This is a genomic window from Paenibacillus sp. FSL W8-0194 (genome assembly GCF_037969745.1).
Classification (GTDB): domain Bacteria; phylum Bacillota; class Bacilli; order Paenibacillales; family Paenibacillaceae; genus Paenibacillus_AQ; species Paenibacillus_AQ cookii.
On sequence record NZ_CP150205.1, the window covers coordinates 4,572,675 to 4,589,877 of the forward strand.

Below are 17,203 nucleotides of genomic sequence, written 5' to 3' on the forward strand. Positions count from 1 at the left end.
TAGAGCTTTGCATTTCTTCTAACAAGCGCCTTTTTGACTAAAAAAAATTGCAGCAGTAGATCAAATGGACGGCATAAACGCGAAAAAGGAGGCTTTACAGCCTCCTGCCTGAATCTGTTTTAATGAAGCCCGTCCCTTAGACGACGAGGGTTAAACCGCAGCCAGCGCCTTTTTGGCCAGAGCGAGCGCGCCGCATAATCCGGCGTTGTCTCCGAGCTGCGGAGGAACGATATAGTCCGCGATTTGCTCGTTGATGGCCGGAAGCTGCACATAACCGTTCAGCAGCTGTTGCAGCTTCGTGTGAATCAGCGGGAACAGCTGAAGCTGTTTCATGACGCCGCCGCCCATGACGATTTTTTGCGGAGACAAAATCAGGATATAGTTCATCAACGCTTGCGCAAGATAATAGGCTTCCATGTCCCAAGCCGGATGATCCGGCGTCAATTCCGCACCCGGAACGCCCCAGCGTTTCGACAGCGAAGGCCCGGCGGCTACGCCTTCCAGGCAGTCGCCATGGTAAGGGCAGAACCCTTCGAATTTGTCCTCCGGATGGCGGCGGACCAAAATATGTCCCATTTCCGGATGCGACAGACCATGCACCAGTTCGCCGCCGACAACCGCGCCGGCGCCGACTCCGGTGCCAACCGTAATGTACAGGCAGCTGTCATAGCCTTTGGCCGCGCCCCACGTATATTCGCCCAGCGCCGCACCGTTCACGTCCGTATCGAATTCGATCGGAACCTGGAAATGCGAGCCCAGATGGCCGACGATATCGAAGTTGCTCCAATGCGGTTTAGGGGTCGTCGTAATGCGTCCGTATGTAGGACTTCCTTTGACGGGATCGATCGGTCCGAACGAACCTACCCCGAGCGCTTCCACGCCTTTATTTTGAAAGAAAGAAACCACCTGTGCCATCGTTTCTTCGGGCGTCGTCGTCGGAAAACTGATCCGCTCCAGCACGGTTCCGTCTTCCTTCCCGATACCGCATACAAATTTCGTACCTCCGGCTTCAATCGCTCCCAGAATACTCATCGTTGCAATCCCTCCTGCACCATTCTCTTGTCTGTTTGCCCGTCTGCGGCATCAAATAGCGAATCCTATCCAATAACCACGGGCATTATAGCCCAGTTGTTCCATGAAAGTCAATGCGCAAGCGCACGGAAAAGGGGACGCCGGGCGTGATTGCCGGCATCCCCGTGTGTGGCAAACTTCTCGTTTTGTTTTAGACGACCCCGAGCAGATGGCACAAACTCTTCATCTCAAGCTCTTCGAATTTATCGACCACCGCCTGCTCGTCGAGCGACAGCTGGCAAGTCTCCAGCGCGCACGCCACAGGGGCTGCGCAATGGATTTCCGCCAGGCGGCGCGAAAGATGCAGCATCTCGAGATCGGCTTCGATTTTGGCGCGGATGCTCTTCGATACCTGATCCAGATTGTCGAGCAGCCCCTCGATGGAACCGTACTCCTGAATCAGCTTATGCGCCGTCTTCTCGCCGATGCCGCGAACGCCTGGATAGTTGTCGCTGGCATCGCCCATCAGCGCCTTGACGTCGATGATTTGGCGCGGATGAAGCTGCCGTTCCTCGTACAACGTCTCCGGCGTGTACACCTTATAGTTGCCGTGGCCTTTTTTCATGATGATGACGGTCGTGCGTTCGCTTACCAGCTGCAGCAGGTCATGGTCGCCGGACAAAACCATCACGTCCATGTCCTGGCTGAACTTCGCGGCCAGCGTGCCGATGCAATCGTCGGCCTCATACCCTTCGGCGCCGATATTGGGGACGCCCATGCTGTCCATCACATCCCGAATCAGCGAAAACTGGGGCACCAGATCCTCCGGCGCCTCCGGCCGGTTTCCTTTATAAGCCGAAAAATGCTCCCCGCGGAACGTTTTGCCCCCAAGATCCCAGCAGCAAACGACGTGGGTCGGATCAAAATTTTGCACCGCGTCCCAAAAATACCGGATAAACCCGTAAATCGCATTCGTCGGAATCCCCGATTTCGTCCGGCGGATATATCCGCTGGTTGCGGTAGCGTAATAAGCTCTAAACAACAATGCCATCCCGTCCACCAACATAACGGATGGTCGTTTTTCATTCGTGATCAATCTTCGTTTCTCCCCTTGTCTGCCTCATCCCTGTTTCAAGGGCGGGCAATGCTGCCTCTAGTATAACACAACTAGGGGGAGCTTTTGGGCGGTTTCCTGTTATCCCCAGGCGGACTCGTATTGATCCTCTTTAAAGCCGACCGTTACTTTGCGGCCGTCGGTCACGATCGGACGTTTGATCAGCATGCCGTTCGAAGACAAAAGCTCGATCTGCTCCTTTTCGGACATGTCTGCCAGCTTGTCTTTGAGGCCCATTTCTTTGTACGCTTCGCCGCTCGTGTTAAAAAACTTTTTGAGCGGCAGGCCGCTTAAGCCGATCAGTTTCTCCAGCGTTTCGGGCGCCGGAGGTTCTTCCTTGATATGGTGAAGCTCCAGCTCATGGCCATGGGACTGGAGCCATTTGATTGCGTTGCGGCAGGTGCCGCATTTCGGATATTGGTAAACTTGCAGTTTGCTCATCTGTCATTCCACTCTCTTTGTCGGTATTTGATGCTTGCTTCAGGCCCTTCGGCACTACAGCCCTTCCTCCAGCCGCTCCCGCAATTTCCGCATATCCGCGGGCAGCGGCGCCTGAAAGGTCATTTGCCTGTGCGTGACCGGATGCTCGAAGGAAAGTTCATAGGCGTGGAGCGCCTGGCGCGAGATCGCCCGGTCCAATTGAACGATGTTCCGCGCAGCCGCCGGCATAGGAGGGTCATTCGTTTCAATAACGGAATCGGCACCCTCTGACAAGTCCGCGGCTTCGATCCCGATTTCTTTATAAACGTCATGCCGATACAACTTGTCCCCGATCAAGGGACAGCCGATGCTCGTCATATGGACGCGGATTTGATGCGTTCTCCCCGTTTCCAGCTTCAGCCGGACAAGCGACCCGTTATTCCAGCTTTCCAGCACCCGGTATTTGGTCAGCGACGGATAACCGTTAGGCGTGACGATCCGGCGGTGCGGCTCTTCGGGGTCCCTGTCGATCGGCCCGTCAATTTCGCCCTCCGACGGGGCCGGGGTCCCATGCACCAATGCGAGGTACGTTTTGTCCACGCGGTTTCCGATCATTTGCTCGGATATATGCTGGTGCACGTATGGATTTTTGGCTATCGCAAGCACGCCGGTCGTCTCCTGGTCGAGGCGGTGTACGGCGCGGAAACGGAACGACTCGCCTTTTTGGCGCCAGTAGTCCACGACCCCGTTCGCAAGCGTGCCCGTATAATGCCCGTGCGTCGGGTGCACGATCATGCCCGCTTCTTTATTGACGACCAGCAGATGCTCGTCTTCGTAGAGGATTTCAAAAGGGATCGGCTGCGGCAAAATGTCGTCGGAGATTTCCTGCTCCATGCGGATCGCCACCACGTCCCCGGCCTGGACGGGAACGCTGGTGTACACTCGGCGGCCGTTTAACGTAATTCCCTGTTCCGTCAGCTTCAGCCGGGACTGCAGCTTGCGCGAAACATGCATGCGCCGCAGCAGGATGGCCTTGAGCAGCCAGCCATCCTCCGCTTCGGGCACGATATAAGTGATGGGCGGATAATAAGCTGTCATTTTTTGTTGCCGAACACCTTTTTGCTGCGGACGTATTCGATGTCCGGGACGCCGCTGCGGACGTTGGCCGTGCGGGCCGCGACGAAGAAATAATCCGACAGCCGGTTCAAGTACCGGCGGACTTCCGGATTGATCTCCTTCTGTTGGCCGAGCGTGACGACTCTCCGTTCCGCACGGCGGCATACGGTTCTGCACACATGCAGCGTCGCCGCCAGCTGCGTTCCCCCAGGCAAAATAAACCGCTCCAGCTCGGGGGTCTCCTCCAGGTATCGATCGATCCACTGCTCCAGCCGCTCCACCATGTCGGCACGCACTTTATATTTGCTTTCGCTCAGCTTGACGAACGCCAGGTCCGACCCGCAGTCGAACAATTCATGCATGATTTCGATCAGGTTGTCCCGCAAATCGGCAAAAACCTCGCCCTCCATCAGGCTTGCGGCCTGGCCGACGAAACAGTTCAGCTCGTCGATCGTTCCGTAGGTTTCCACCTGCAGATCATCCTTCGAAACGCGTCCGCCGATGACGGATGTCTGGCCTTCGTCGCCGGTCCGTGTATAAATTCTCATTCGTTCGTTCCTCCCTTAAGCTCCAAAGCCGCCTACTCCGTCATTTCTTTAAGCGCCTTCACCGCGTTATCCATATGCTTCGAGGACACCGGGATGGTGACGAACAGCTTGTCAGGCGTATATTTCAAATCCTTGAACATCTTCATGTCCTTCACGGGGATCCCGTAAAGATGTTCCGTTTTGTCGATCGTTTTGTCATCCTTTTCTTCCATGCTCGCAAATACGCCTTCCGGATATGTTTTCGGGTCGAAATGGTCGTCCAGCACCACATGGCCTCCCATTTTGCCGTAATTTTTCATGTCCTCTTCAGGCAAAATCATGATGTCGTGGCCGCCCGCGGCATATTCGACCATCAGCTTTTCCGGATTGTACAGCGGACTTGCGATCACTTCGACCTTGATCTCCTGGCCCAGACGTTCCTGCAGCGCTTTCTCAAGCGGCTCGGCGACTTGGGTGGGGTCGGACTTGTCGTCGATCATGAAAATCGACAGGTCCGGCTTTTCCTTCCCGCAGCCCGCAAGCATAAAAACAGCGAAAATAACCAGCATGAGTTTACCGTACGCCTTCACTCTCTGCTCCTCCTCTATTCTCCAATAGGTTCAATATATCATACCTGGGAGAGACAAAAAAGCGGCCCCTTCATAAAGGCCGGACAGCAAAAATCCCCTCCCGGGGCAAGAGGGAAATTCACCGGAATGAACTTCCTTCTCCTGCGCCCTGAAGGGGACGGGATAAGCGTAGCGACTGGATGTCTGCAAGCTTTTTTAAGGCTTACGATTTATTTTTCTTCGGGCATGATGATTTCATGTATTCGTTGATTTTGAGGTCGAGCAAGCTGCTGATTTCGATCACGACTTCCGAGGTGAAGGATTGTTCCTGCATGAAAATCTGTTCCATCTTGTTGCGGAGCATCAAAATTTCGTCTTCCAAGGAAATATTCTTCGCAGAATCCGTCGTTTTGGCCGACCAATCACCGCGCTGATCGCCTTCGGCAATGTAGTCGCCGCGATATGAGGGCAAATCATATTCGGCACAGAACAAAGGTAACCCCTCCCTGGTAAGTCTTTTCTTGCTCCCGAAGCAAAATTATAACATATAAATCGATAAAAGAAAGTGAATAATTTGTTAAATTATTCAAAATCAGTATAAAACCCTGAGACAGGTTTTGCAAATATCCATAGGAGCGGCCTTCAGACCAGAAGAAAAGAACATCGTGTACAAGGAAGGCTTACAATATAATAACCAGAAAATTCCTAAAATGAAACTTTTTTTATGACTCCTGCTTGAGCTTGTGCAAAAATTTTCCGATCCGGTCAAGCGCTTCGGTCAGCTGGGCAACGGAAGTGGCGTAGGAGCAACGCAAAAATCCTTCCCCGCTCGCGCCGAAGGCCGTTCCGGGAACCGCCGCGACCTTCGCCTCCAGCAGCAGCCGGTGCGCGAATTCTTCGGAGCTCAGTCCGGTCGAAGCAATGCTCGGGAACGCATAAAACGCGCCCTGCGGCTCGTGGCAGGAAAGCCCGATATCCTGGAAGCCCTGGACGATCAGGCGCCGGCGCTGGTTGTAGGACTCGACCATCCGGTCCTTTTCCTCCATGCCGTGCTTCAGTGCCTCCAGTGCGGCGACCTGGCCCATGACGGGAGCGCACATAATCGTGTACTGGTGGATTTTCAGCATGGCTGCGATCAGGTCCGGGTGGGCGCAGACATATCCCATCCGCCAGCCGGTCATCGCAAACGCCTTGGAAAAACCGCTGACCAGGATGGTACGGTCCATCATGCCCGGAATGGACGAAAAGCTGACATGCTTTTGGCCGTAGGTCAGCTCGGCATAAATCTCGTCGGCAATGACGATCAGATCGTGTTTTTCCACGACTTTCGCGATCGGGAGCCAATCCTCGTAGGTCATGATGGAGCCGGTCGGATTGCTTGGATAGCAAAGGATCAGCACTTTGGTTTTCGGCGTGATTTTGGCTTCCAGCGCTTCGGCCGTCAGCTTGAAATCGTCCTTGGCATAGGTTTCGATGCCGACGGGAACGCCGCCCCCGATCGAAGTGATCGGAGAATAAGGCACGTAACAAGGTTCCGGAATCAGAATTTCGTCCCCGGGAACGATCAGCGCCCGCAAAGCCAGGTCAATCGCTTCGCTGCCGCCGACGGTCACGATAATTTGATCCTTCGGATCGTACGCGACCTTGAAATTGTCGTTCAAATAGTCCGAAATCGCTTCACGGAGTTCGATCATCCCCGCATTGGAAGTGTACGCGGTCATTCCGCGTTCCAGGGAATAAACGCAAGCCTCCCTGACATGCCAAGGCGTCGTGAAGTCGGGTTCGCCCACGCCGAGGGTGATGATATCCTTGCTGCCGTTCGCCAGGTCGAAAAACTTGCGGATGCCTGACGGCGGGATATTTCTGACTAGCGGGGACAAATACGTTTCCATCGATTTGACTTGCTGTTGTTTGGTATCTTCATTCACGATCATGACACATCTTCCTTTACGGCGAGACTATGAGACGGTTATCTTCTTCACGGTCCTCAAAAATAATGCCGTCCTGTTTATATTTTTTCAAAATAAAGTTGGTTTTCGTCGACAATACCGAATCGATCGGCGACAGCTTCTCGGAAACGAAGTTCGCCACTTCCCTCAGATTGCGTCCTTCCACTTCGACGAGCAGGTCGTACGCTCCGCTCATCAAATAAACGGACTTCACCTGCGGGTACAAATAAATGCGCTCCGCGATTCCTTCAAAACCGCGTCCCCGCTCAGGGGTGATCTGCACTTCGATCAGCGCCGTCACGGTTTCTTCCTCAATTTTGCTCCAGTTGACGACGGCCGCGTATTTTACGATGACATGGTCCGCCTCAAGCTCGGCAATCGCCTCTTTCACCGCCTCCTCGTCCACGCCAATCAAGGTGGCGAGAAGTTTTGGGGATCGTCTCGCGTCCTCATTCAGCAGGTCGAGGACTTTCAGCTTCAGTTCGGTAAGTTCTTTCATAAGTATCCTCCAGCATTCGTTTCGCGGGTTGCTTACAAAACATGTCATACCCGGGAAAGAGATTAATACTAATATTACAATACTTTAGGGTGCATGCAAAGAAAAACCGTCTCCACGGCGTGGGCCGAATTTGAGACGGTAAAATTGTGCCATGCCCCTTGCCCCGCCCTTTTCCATCACATGTTTGAGCAGGCGGGAAGCAGGTTATGTTTTACATGTAGTAAGGATTTTGAGCGTTTTGCTGCGGAGGCTGGATTTGCGCGGCCTGCGCGTATTGCCCCATGTTGGACGTTTTTTGCTGCACGAATTGCCGGGTTTTTTGCTGCGTGTTCCGCGCACTCTGAACCTGCTTGTCGAGATCCTGGCGCAGGGCCTTGGAGGAAGTCGAGTACATGTTGAGCTGCTTCATCAGGTTATAAAGTTCGCCTTGCATGCGGAGCGTATCGTTGGTCAGCTGCGTGAACAGGTTCCGAACGGCCGGGCAGGAGGATTCCGTCGTCGCCGTCGTATATTCCCTTACCGTCCGTTTCAGGTCTGCGAGGATGGTGTAGAGCAGGTCCTCATCCTGCATAAAGGCGGAATAGCCGGATTGTTGATAATACATTTATGCGTGCCTCCTTTGAAATTTATTGCTGCGGCTGCGTCGGCGCAAGCGGCTGATGCTGCTGCAGCGCTTGGACGAGCAGGTCCAGATGATGGTCCATCGAGCGGATATATTGCTGCAGAGCCTGCTGAATCGTCGGGTTTTGGGTCGTAGCGCACGTCGCGGCGCACTGCTTGATCAGCAAATCTTCATTGGATATCGAATCGACGATATACTCCAGCTCTTTGCCGGTGATCGGCTGCATTTGACCGGATTGCATAACGTTTTGCCTCCTCTGGGGATATTTAACTCGTGCTTATTATATCCCGGTCATTTTTTTCTATGTGCAGCCGATAAACGGCATGAGATCGAGAAATACTGAATTGGGAGCAAACGAGGCTGGTATCTCAAGGGAAAGGAGCGAAAAACGATGATCTTGAACAGCGGAAATCCGGCATGGCCCCATACGCTGAAGCCCGCACCCGAATATCCCGCGCTGGATCAAGACGTGGATTGCGATTTCCTCATCGTCGGCGGCGGGATGAGCGGCGCGATGATGGCCTATCAACTCGCGGCGCGCCATCAGAACATCGTACTGATCGACAAAAGAAACATCGGGGGCGGCAGCACGGCGGCCAACACCGGTTTGCTTCAAAGTTCGAACGACAAATCCCTGACGTCCATGATCCACACCTTCGGCGAGGAGATCGGCGTCGCTTTCTATAAAAAGTGCGAACAAAGCATCCGCCAAATCCGGGAGATTTGCGCCAAGCTTTCGCCGGAACTGGAGTTCGTCCCCCGCAGCAGCCTGTATTTTGCCAGCAGCGAAGACGACGTGGAAATGCTTCGGGAGGAGTATCAAACGCTTAGAAAATACGGTTTCCAAGTACAGTACTGGGATAAACAAGAGATCGGAAAACGCATGCCTTTCACGAAACCGGCCGCGCTCTACAAGGACGGCGATGCGGAAGTCAATCCTTACCGCCTGGTTCACGCTTTGGTTCAAGCCGCGGCGGAGCAAGGAGCCGGCATCTACGAACAGACCGAAGCGGTACACTTCGAATTTGCCGAGCACGGGGTCACTTGTTATGCGAACGGCAAGAAAATCCGCGCCAACAAAGTCATTTTTTCGATGGGGTATGAAACGCAGGAATTGAAAAAGGATAAAAACGCCGTCATCAACGTTTCTTACGCGGTATTGACCAAACCTGTCGGCGATTTGTCCGATTGGCATGAACGCTGTTTGATTTGGGAAACGGCAAGGCCTTATCTCTATATGCGGACGACCCCGGACAACCGCATCGTGGCGGGCGGACTGGACGAGTCCCCTCCGGCCCCGGAGAAACGCGAAGCCCGCCTCCTGCACCAGACGAAGTTGCTGATTGAAGAAATCCGCAAATTATTTCCCGCTTACGCCCGCCTCGAAGCGGATTACGCGTGGGCTTCGATTTTCGGGACGACCCATGACGGAATGCCGATGGTCGGCCCGCACCCGGATTACCCGAATTGTTATTTTATCGAAGCGTACGGCGGCAACGGCACCGTCTACTGCATGATCGCCGCGGATTTGCTGGGGGACGAGCTCACGGGCCGGCCGCGCCCGGAGCTGAACATGTTTTCCCTTAAGCGGAGCAGCAAACCTTCGCCGTCCGACTCGTTGACGATTCGTTGACATGGAAAAGCAGGCCAACGTCATCTGTTGACATCGCCTGCTTTTGCCATTCCCAACATAATTTCGATGCGGGTTCCCCGGCCAAGCTCGCTGTCCACATCGATTTTGCCTCCGTGAGCCTGGACGATATCGTGCGCGATGGCCAGGCCCAGGCCCGAACCCTTGTGCAGCTCGCCCGTATTGGTCCCGCGATAATAGCGGTCGAACACGCGCTCCATTTCTTCCTCCCGGATTCCTTTGCCCTGATCCTCCACGACGATGGAGACCGTTCCGTCGTGTTTCTCTACGCTGACTTGAACGGCCGTATCCTCCGCATTATGAACGACCGCATTATAAATCAAATTGCTCACGGCCCGTCGGATCAAAATCTCGTCCACATCCATGATGACCATCTCGTCGCTGTACCGAAAATCGATGTTTCGGCTCCCGTAGCGCGCATCGTTCAGCATGTCGATGACGGTATTCCGGACAAGGCTTACGAGATTCGCCTGTTTTAGGTTGAGGGATATGTTTTTGTTTTTCAGTCGGGTCGACAGGTTCAAATCCTCGATGACGTCTTTGAGGTACAGCGACTTCCGCTCGATCACTTCCGCATACTCGCGCATCTCTTCGACCGTAAACTCGTAGTCCTTGTCCCTCATCATCTCCGCGTATCCTTGAATCGATGCGAGCGGCGTTTTGATGTCATGCGTGATGTTCGCGATCCACTCCTCTTTCATCCGGTCCAGCTTTTTTCGTTCCGCTTCGCTTGCGCGCAGTTCCTCGCTTAACACGTTTACGTTATAAAACACGTCCTTGTAGATGCCCTTGGCTTCATACCGGATCCGGTAGTTTTTATGGGCCAGCTGCTTAATCCCGTCAATCAGGGCGTGAAGCGGCCGGGTTAACCTTTTGCCGAACAGGTAAGCGATGCAAAGCGCGATGAAGCCGTCGACGCAAAGCACGGTCAGGATTCCGATCTGCAAGACGCGTCCCACGGACCGGATATCGTAAGTTAATATGTTTCGTTCCAGATAAGGATCTTGGAAGCCGATCAAATAGCTGTAGTGTTTGCCGTCGATCGCCTTTTCCCCGATAAAAACCGTCGACATCAGCTCTTTTTCCATATACTTGTAAGTCTGGACGATGTCCAGCGGCGTATATTTGGTTTTGGCCCCGGACGGTACGAGATAGCCATAAACCTGCCTGCCGTTATCGTCCAAAATTTGAATCCAGGCGCCATGGCCCTCCAGCGTTTTCTTTCCCTGCCCAGTGATGGCCAACCCCGATCCGGAAACGACGATCTCTTGGGCGAATGAGCGTGTGATGCCCTCGGCCGAATCTTCTCCGTATTTGAGCGGGGATTTGGGGGATACGTTATGGTATACATACAACCCGGCCAAAATCAGGAAGTTGATGAAAATGACGATGACGACGATCAGGACGACGGATGCCAAGTACCTGCCGGTCAGCCTCCATTTCATCGTTTCGTTTCCTCCAGGGCGAGCTTGTACCCGAGTCCCTTCACCGTCACCAAAAACTGCGGATTCGAAGGATCTTCCTCGATTTTTTCCCTCAGCCGCCGGATATGGACCATGACCGTATTGTCGTATCCGAAGGATTCCTCTCCCCATACTTGATCGTACAGGCTTTCTTTGCTGATGATCCGGTTCGGGTGCTTGAGCAGATGGGTAAACAGCCCAAGCTCCTTCGGTTTGAGTTCGATGATTTCGCCGTTTTTTTTCAGTTCGAATGTTTGTTCGTTGAGCTCGAACGGGCCTGCTTTCAGGATGTGGTCCTTCTTCTCCTCCTCCGGCACTGCCTCCGCTCTTCTGAAACGGGCTTTGATCCGGTAAGCCACTTCCTTCGGGCTGAACGGCTTGGTGATGTAGTCGTCGCCGCCGATGGCAAATCCGAGTATTTTATCGATTTCCTCGGTTTTGGCCGACAAAAAGAAAATCGGCACGTTCGAAACGCTCCGGATTTGTTTGCAGACGTCATACCCTTCGCCGTCCGGGAGCATGATATCCAAAATAACGAGATCGGGTTGCTTGTCCTGAAACTGGAGCCAGCCTTCGTTCGCCGTAGCGGCGGTATGTACGTGCTCGAATCCTTCCTTGATCAAAACCGTTTTCAGGAGCTTCAAAATATCTTCTTCATCGTCCACGATCAGTATTTTTTGGCTTAGCGACAATTCCGTTCGACCTCCTATTCTAACAATGCGGAACAAAAAAACCGCGAGGCCGCTCCCCGCGGCCTTGCAGTATCATCTTCCCCGCCCTGCCGATTACTATAACCATATCTTGAATCCGGCGTTTTGGCTAGCGGCTCGCTTGATCTTAATTTTCGGCAAAAAATTTCGCCATCGGGTTGGCCGTCTTTTTGTCGGACGCGATTCGGCCTGCCTTGTCCAAGACGTAATATTGAAAAAAATCGCTGCTAAAACTGATCGATTTCAGCATCTGCTCCGCAAACGGTTCGACCGCGTTGCCGTTCAGGGCGTCGCCGTTCCAGAAAAAATGCAGGAGCAGGCGGTTCTGATTGTATGGATGTTTAATGACATAAGCGCCTGAAGAAGCTTTTTGGTTCATCTTGCTTTTCCAGTCGAAGCCGAGGGCTATCGATTTCTGTATGATGCCGGGTTTAAGCGCCTGGATGAGTCCGTTCGTTTTCGCGCTGCCGATGGCAATGATATTGCTGCTTGGCAGCTCCTTTTTCAGCTTTTTCTTAAGTGTTTGCCGGTCGGAAATGACCTCGTATGGAATGCCCATAATTCCAAGCGTCCCTTCAAGCTGCGTCAGGATCGTCTGCTGCTGCTTTTTCGCTTGGCTGCCGGCCTGGTCGCTCACCACGATCGTCAGCGGTTCGCCCTGCAGCGCCTTATCCAAGATGCGGCTCATCGTTTCCGCCGGAAGATTCGCAACTTGGGACAGGGAAGAACGGTACATGGTTTTGAACTGCTCACGCCAATACGCGGCTGCTTCCGCCTCGGACAATAGATATTCGGGCTTCAGGACAAAATGCGGATCATGGAGCGCCTTGTCCATTTCCTTTCGGGCCTTATCGCCGAGCGTATCCTGGATCGTCTGCAAAAGCCCTTCGATCGTCGCGTTTTTGAACTCGTACCGTTTGAAATATTCTTTCATGAACGTGTCGAATTTCTCTTCGCCCACGGTCCGGTACAGCTGATAGATGGCCTGGCGTCCTTTATTGTAAAAGGTTGGACTCTGCAAGTCTCCTACTTCCGTATTGGTTCCGGCGATCGGCTTATCTATGGAAGACAAATCGTCGATTTGGATCGATTTGAACCCGTTCAGGTCGTCCCCTTGTTTTTCCGCAAAATAAACCTTCGAAAAATCGGCAAATCCTTCATCCAAAAACGATTCTTTCTCCGAGTTGTTGCCGATCAGGGCATGGAACCATTGATGTGCGATTTCGTGCACGAACACGTAATCATGGGCCGGGTCGCTGTTCGGCCGGATTTGTCCCATTTGAATGACCCGGGCAAACTCGACCGCCACCCCCTCTACGTACGACTCCGCGATCCGGAACTCAGGATAAGGGTATTTCCCGTATTTTTCACTAAAAAATTGAATCGCCTTAAAAGCGGTGTCGATGTATTCATCGACGATTTTTTTCTTGTCCGGCATGTTGTCGAAATAATAATATTCAACCGTCAAGCCGTCACGCGTCACACTCTCCACCTTATAATTCGGGCTGGCAAAAAAGACGAGCTCTCGGGTGTTGTCCGCCACGGCAGACACGATTTTCCGGCCGGGCTCCTGCGGGTCCGCCTGCGTGGAGATCGTACCCGGCATCAGCACCCGGTAGGAATCCGGCACGTTGAAATGAACTTCGAAATCCGAGGAGTCGTAATAATCGGTTTCGAAGATTTTGCTGTACGGCGTTTTATCCCACTCATGCTTCTCCTTGTCATAGACCGACATGACCGGGAACCAATGTGCGCCATTGACGATATCCTTGTAGTAGGACAGGCGCTGCATGCCGAAAGGAATGTTCACCTCAAAGCCGATTTCTGCCGTTACCGCTTCCCCTGGCTTTAGCTCCTGCTTCAATTCAACGGTCAGAGCCTGATTGCTGTTTTGGTAGGCCAATGCTTCCCCGCCCGCCGACGCACTCAAGATGTCGATGCCTCCAAGGAAATCGTCCGCCTTTTTCTCCGGATGCTCCTTCCGGATCTCCTCGTTGTTTTGCTCAAACATCGAAGTTTGGGTCGCTTTGGACCGGTTGGCATCGGCAAACGTATGGAAGACGATCTTCCGCAGCGTATCTTTGGACGTGTTCCGGTACGTGACCGTTTCTCTCCCTTGGATGCGCATATTTTTTTCGTCGAGCCTAGCGTCAATCCGGTACGCGACTTGGGTGTGGGTCTGCACCTGCGCAGCCTCTACGGAATCCGCGGATGCCGCTGCCGGCGCGGCCAGAACATGACCGGCGCTGGCCAGCGGGCAAGCTGCAAGCGTAAATGCGAGCGAATAAGCCAGCGTTTTTTGGGATACGGTTTTAAAGGCCGTTTTTTTCATCGTTTTCTCTCCCTTGATCCAAAAATAAGATTGATATTTATGAAAGCTCTCAGGCGGCGCAGGTCCCTATTTCCCGGCTGTTTCCAGCTTTCGTTTTGCCCCGTCGGGCAGCTCCGCGGCCTGCACCTCCTGGTAGGAGCTGACTTCATCCCCCTTCACATAGATTCGCAGGTATGCTTCTTTGCGCAGTTCTTTGAATGCGGTAAAGGTCAGGCTTTTTTCCTTCCCGTCAGCATCAACCCCCTCCAGGGTGTATTCGTAAGAAACATACTTTTGTCCACTGTCCGACTTATCTTCCACTTTCTTTCCTTCTTGGTTCACCTGAACGTAATATTGGTGCGCGCCCAGGCGGTTGATATTCACGTTTTGGATGAAAACCACAAATCCGACCAGAACGGCCAAAACGACGATTGCAACGATCCAGCCTTTTTTCATTCGATTCGCTCCTTACTTCACATTCGTGACGATTTTGTAGTAGCTGTTGACGGTCAACAGATAATAGACCAAATAAATGCAGACATAGATTCCCATGCAGCTGACGACCGGAACGACCAGGCTGGTCATCATCAGCTTCGATAAAGCCATCAGCGCGACGGCGCAATGGGCGATGCCGAAGGCAAGCGGAAGCGCGAAAATAAACAAGACCTGCTTGGCTACCGTTTTGCGGATTTCCCTCTTTTTGACGCCGATTTTATGCAAAATCAAATAACGGGCTTTATCGCTGCTGGCTTCCGTCAGCTGTTTGAAATAAATGATGCTGCCTGTCGCGGCCAGGAAAACCAAACCGAGAAACCCGCCCATAAACATCAGCAAGCCGCTGGATTCCATCCCTCGCGCATATTGGTCGTAAAAGCTCGAAAGTTCCGCTTTCTCCGGCAAGATGCTTTGCAGCTGCCCGGTCAGTTCCTTCGCCTTGTCCTGGCGCGAAATGCCGTAAGCTTCAATCGTAGTCGTTTGGGCCTTCGGCTGAAGGGCCGCAAACATCTCGTCGCCGACAACGATGGTCGAGTAGACCGTTCCAAGGTTCAACACGGTGTACTCTTTGAGCGCTTTGAACCGGATGACTTCGTTGATGCCTTTTCCCTGCAGCTTGACCGTCGAACCCACGTAGTCCGGGGAAATCCCCTCCATGTACGCCGGATCCAGTACCGCGGCTTCGCTTCCTTCAAGACTGACGAAGTCGTCCCGGCCTTGCAGTTTGGCCAATCGGTTAAAATCGCGGCTGGCAATCACGCTGTACGTTTGCTCCATCGAACCTGCGTTTTGCTTCAGGCCGGAGATGTCGGCATCCACTTCAAGAACAGGAACGGACTCGTGGTAGAGCACCTTATGGCCCGCAGCCTGCTCGATCGCCTGATCGGCCTTGGCGGTTGTTTTTCCGTCCACGCCGATAAACGTAAAGCTGTTCGGATTCGCCATCTCCGCGTTCATTCGGTTGTTGTAGTACAAGCTGTACGCCGTTCCCACCGCCGTCAGCGTCGTCGCGCTCAGCACCGCAATGACAGTCAGCGTGCGGGCATTCCCTTTCATCCGGTACAACAGCTGGGACGTGCCGATCAAATTCAGGCCCTTCCAGTAGCTTTTTTTGTTTTTGCGCGACAGCTTCAGCAGCGTTACGGTCAACGTGTTAAACAACAGATACGTGCCCAAAATGACGGTGATCAAAATGACCAGCGGCGTCAGCATCAAACCAAGCGTTGCCCAAGCTTTTGACGTGACCAGGTTTTGCAGCGCGAGCCAGTAGCCGAAACCGATCAGGATAACGGACAGCAGAGCGATCAGGACGGAAGACCTCGGTTCCTTTTCGTGCTCTTGATCCGCATGGAACAGCTCGATCAGTTTGAACCGGTAAATCAACCGGTAACCCTGAACCGACGTCAAAAGCGTAATGGCCATAAACACGATGACCGTATTGACGATCGCGGCCGGGGAGATGGAAAAGTTCGCTATGACGCCGTAACCCATGACCTTCATCAAAATCATGACGAAAAACCGGCTGAGCACGAAACCCAGCGCGACGCCTACGATCAGCGCCAGGACGCCCATCAGAAAGTTTTCGTAAAAAAGCATCCGCCCGATCTGTTTTTTGCGCACGCCAAGCAAGGAATACAGCCCAACTTCTTTTTTGCGCTTGCGGGTAAAAAACGAATTCGAATACCAGATGAACATGGCGACGAACACGATCAGCACGACCGCCGCCCCGCTGAAAGCCGAGCTGATTTTCGGCGATCCGTCCGATGCCGACTGAATGGTATTGTCGTATTTCAAAGACACGAAAGTAAAATAAATGACGATGCTGAAAATCATCGATGCGAAATAAAGAAAATAGTTGGTGAAATTTTTCCGGATGTTTTTCCCGGCGATCCTAAACAGCGTCATGATGTTCACCTCCGAGCGATGCCAGCACCTCGAGAATCCGTCCGAAAAACTCCTTCCGCGTTAATTCGTCCTTATGAAGCTCCCGGAACAGCCTTCCGTCGTTGATGAAAATGACCCGCTTGCAGAAACTCGCGGCATAAGCGTCATGCGTTACCATCAGGATGGTCGCTTGGTTCCCCTGGTTAAGCTTGCTTAAGCTCTCGAGCAGACTGGTGGCCGATTTCGAATCAAGCGCCCCGGTCGGTTCGTCCGCCAAAATGAGGCTCGGATTCGCCACGATCGCCCGCGATGCCGCCGCCCGCTGCTTTTGGCCGCCCGAAATATGGTACGGGTACTTATCGAGGATCTGACGGATGCCGAACGTATCGGCGATGGCCTCCACCCGCTTTTCGATCTCTGCCGCAGGTACCTTGGACAGGGCCAGCGGAAGCAAAATGTTTTCCTTGACCGTCAGCGTATCGAGCAGGTTGTAATCCTGAAAAATAAACCCGAGTTTATTCCGGCGGAAATCGGAAAGCTTCTCTTCGTTCATGGCGACGATGTTTTGCCCGTCGATCGTGATTTCCCCGGACGTCGGGGTATCGATCGTGGAGAAAATGTTCAGCAAGGTCGATTTGCCGGCGCCCGAAGGGCCCATGATGCCGACGAATTCGCCTTGTTCGATGCTCAGGTCGATGTTTTGCAGCGCCGTATATTGGTTTCCTTTTGTACCAAAGGTTTTGTTGACGTGTTTAGCTTGGAGGATCGTTTTCATTGGTGTTCTCCTTATATGAATCATTTTTTGGCCTACTTATTTTGGTTCCCTATGCGAGATGCGCTATAGGATGTAGGAGTTGATCAC

18 protein-coding genes are annotated in these 17,203 nt (G+C 53.1%); 1 reads left to right on the top strand and 17 read right to left on the bottom strand.

What is annotated here, in order from left to right:
* Window positions 1-150 precede the first annotated feature (150 nt).
* From MKY58_RS20800 to MKY58_RS20850, 11 genes are all read right to left on the bottom strand, one after another.
* Window positions 151-1,032, bottom strand: a complete 882-nt coding sequence (locus MKY58_RS20800; protein WP_339321919.1) for an ROK family protein — start codon at window positions 1,030-1,032, stop codon at window positions 151-153.
* Window positions 1,033-1,222: 190 nt separating this feature from the next.
* Window positions 1,223-2,077 (bottom strand): 5'-3' exonuclease H3TH domain-containing protein, encoded by an 855-nt coding sequence (locus tag MKY58_RS20805; RefSeq protein ID WP_339325215.1) that lies wholly within the window; start codon window positions 2,075-2,077, stop codon window positions 1,223-1,225.
* Between the two features lie 129 nt (window positions 2,078-2,206).
* Entirely contained in the window at window positions 2,207-2,566 is a 360-nt protein-coding gene (locus MKY58_RS20810; protein ID WP_036715513.1) for an arsenate reductase family protein, read from the bottom strand.
* A 54-nt stretch (window positions 2,567-2,620) separates the two neighbouring features.
* Window positions 2,621-3,643, bottom strand: coding sequence for an RluA family pseudouridine synthase (locus MKY58_RS20815; RefSeq protein ID WP_339321920.1), 1,023 nt, complete (start codon window positions 3,641-3,643; stop codon window positions 2,621-2,623).
* A complete protein-coding gene (locus MKY58_RS20820; protein WP_339321921.1) occupies window positions 3,640-4,209 on the bottom strand; it encodes a cob(I)yrinic acid a,c-diamide adenosyltransferase in 570 nt (189 codons plus the stop codon). Before MKY58_RS20820 ends, MKY58_RS20815 begins: the two co-directional genes overlap by 4 nt.
* Window positions 4,210-4,241: 32 nt before the next feature.
* Window positions 4,242-4,778: a hypothetical protein gene (locus MKY58_RS20825; protein ID WP_339321922.1), complete on the bottom strand. Its 537-nt coding sequence runs from the start codon at window positions 4,776-4,778 to the stop codon at window positions 4,242-4,244.
* A 202-nt stretch (window positions 4,779-4,980) separates the two neighbouring features.
* Window positions 4,981-5,205 (bottom strand): aspartyl-phosphate phosphatase Spo0E family protein, encoded by a 225-nt coding sequence (locus MKY58_RS20830; protein ID WP_246537324.1) that lies wholly within the window; start codon window positions 5,203-5,205, stop codon window positions 4,981-4,983.
* A 274-nt stretch (window positions 5,206-5,479) separates the two neighbouring features.
* Window positions 5,480-6,691 carry an aminotransferase class I/II-fold pyridoxal phosphate-dependent enzyme gene (locus MKY58_RS20835; protein ID WP_339321923.1) on the bottom strand — a complete coding sequence of 404 codons (1,212 nt, stop codon included), beginning with the start codon at window positions 6,689-6,691 and terminating at the stop codon, window positions 5,480-5,482.
* 13 nt (window positions 6,692-6,704) lie between these two features.
* Window positions 6,705-7,205 carry an Lrp/AsnC family transcriptional regulator gene (locus MKY58_RS20840; RefSeq protein ID WP_339321924.1) on the bottom strand — a complete coding sequence of 167 codons (501 nt, stop codon included), beginning with the start codon at window positions 7,203-7,205 and terminating at the stop codon, window positions 6,705-6,707.
* Window positions 7,206-7,416: 211 nt separating this feature from the next.
* Window positions 7,417-7,809 carry a spore coat protein gene (locus MKY58_RS20845; protein ID WP_339321925.1) on the bottom strand — a complete coding sequence of 131 codons (393 nt, stop codon included), beginning with the start codon at window positions 7,807-7,809 and terminating at the stop codon, window positions 7,417-7,419.
* A gap of 22 nt (window positions 7,810-7,831) precedes the next feature.
* Window positions 7,832-8,068, bottom strand: coding sequence for a hypothetical protein (locus MKY58_RS20850; RefSeq protein WP_212949062.1), 237 nt, complete (start codon window positions 8,066-8,068; stop codon window positions 7,832-7,834).
* Window positions 8,069-8,218: 150 nt separating this feature from the next.
* Here MKY58_RS20850 and MKY58_RS20855 point away from each other — a divergent pair, with 150 nt between their 5' ends.
* A complete protein-coding gene (locus MKY58_RS20855) occupies window positions 8,219-9,460 on the top strand; it encodes an FAD-dependent oxidoreductase (protein WP_339321926.1) in 1,242 nt (413 codons plus the stop codon).
* A gap of 20 nt (window positions 9,461-9,480) precedes the next feature.
* On the opposite strand, the gene MKY58_RS20860 is transcribed toward MKY58_RS20855, so the two are convergent.
* The 6 genes from MKY58_RS20860 to MKY58_RS20885 all read right to left on the bottom strand — a co-directional run bounded on the left by MKY58_RS20860 (window position 9,481) and on the right by MKY58_RS20885 (window position 17,116).
* Window positions 9,481-10,923 carry a HAMP domain-containing sensor histidine kinase gene (locus MKY58_RS20860; RefSeq protein ID WP_339321927.1) on the bottom strand — a complete coding sequence of 481 codons (1,443 nt, stop codon included), beginning with the start codon at window positions 10,921-10,923 and terminating at the stop codon, window positions 9,481-9,483.
* Window positions 10,920-11,633 (bottom strand): response regulator transcription factor, encoded by a 714-nt coding sequence (locus tag MKY58_RS20865; protein ID WP_339321928.1) that lies wholly within the window; start codon window positions 11,631-11,633, stop codon window positions 10,920-10,922. Before MKY58_RS20865 ends, MKY58_RS20860 begins: the two co-directional genes overlap by 4 nt.
* 145 nt (window positions 11,634-11,778) lie before the next feature.
* A complete protein-coding gene (locus MKY58_RS20870) occupies window positions 11,779-13,983 on the bottom strand; it encodes a M1 family metallopeptidase (protein ID WP_339321929.1) in 2,205 nt (734 codons plus the stop codon).
* 66 nt (window positions 13,984-14,049) lie between these two features.
* Window positions 14,050-14,418, bottom strand: a complete 369-nt coding sequence (locus tag MKY58_RS20875) for a YxeA family protein (RefSeq protein WP_339321930.1) — start codon at window positions 14,416-14,418, stop codon at window positions 14,050-14,052.
* A gap of 12 nt (window positions 14,419-14,430) precedes the next feature.
* The gene (locus tag MKY58_RS20880) at window positions 14,431-16,362 is read right to left on the bottom strand and encodes an ABC transporter permease (protein ID WP_339321931.1); all 1,932 of its coding nucleotides are present in this window, start codon (window positions 16,360-16,362) and stop codon (window positions 14,431-14,433) included.
* Entirely contained in the window at window positions 16,349-17,116 is a 768-nt protein-coding gene (locus tag MKY58_RS20885) for an ABC transporter ATP-binding protein (protein WP_339321932.1), read from the bottom strand. Before MKY58_RS20885 ends, MKY58_RS20880 begins: the two co-directional genes overlap by 14 nt.
* Window positions 17,117-17,203 lie beyond the last annotated feature (87 nt).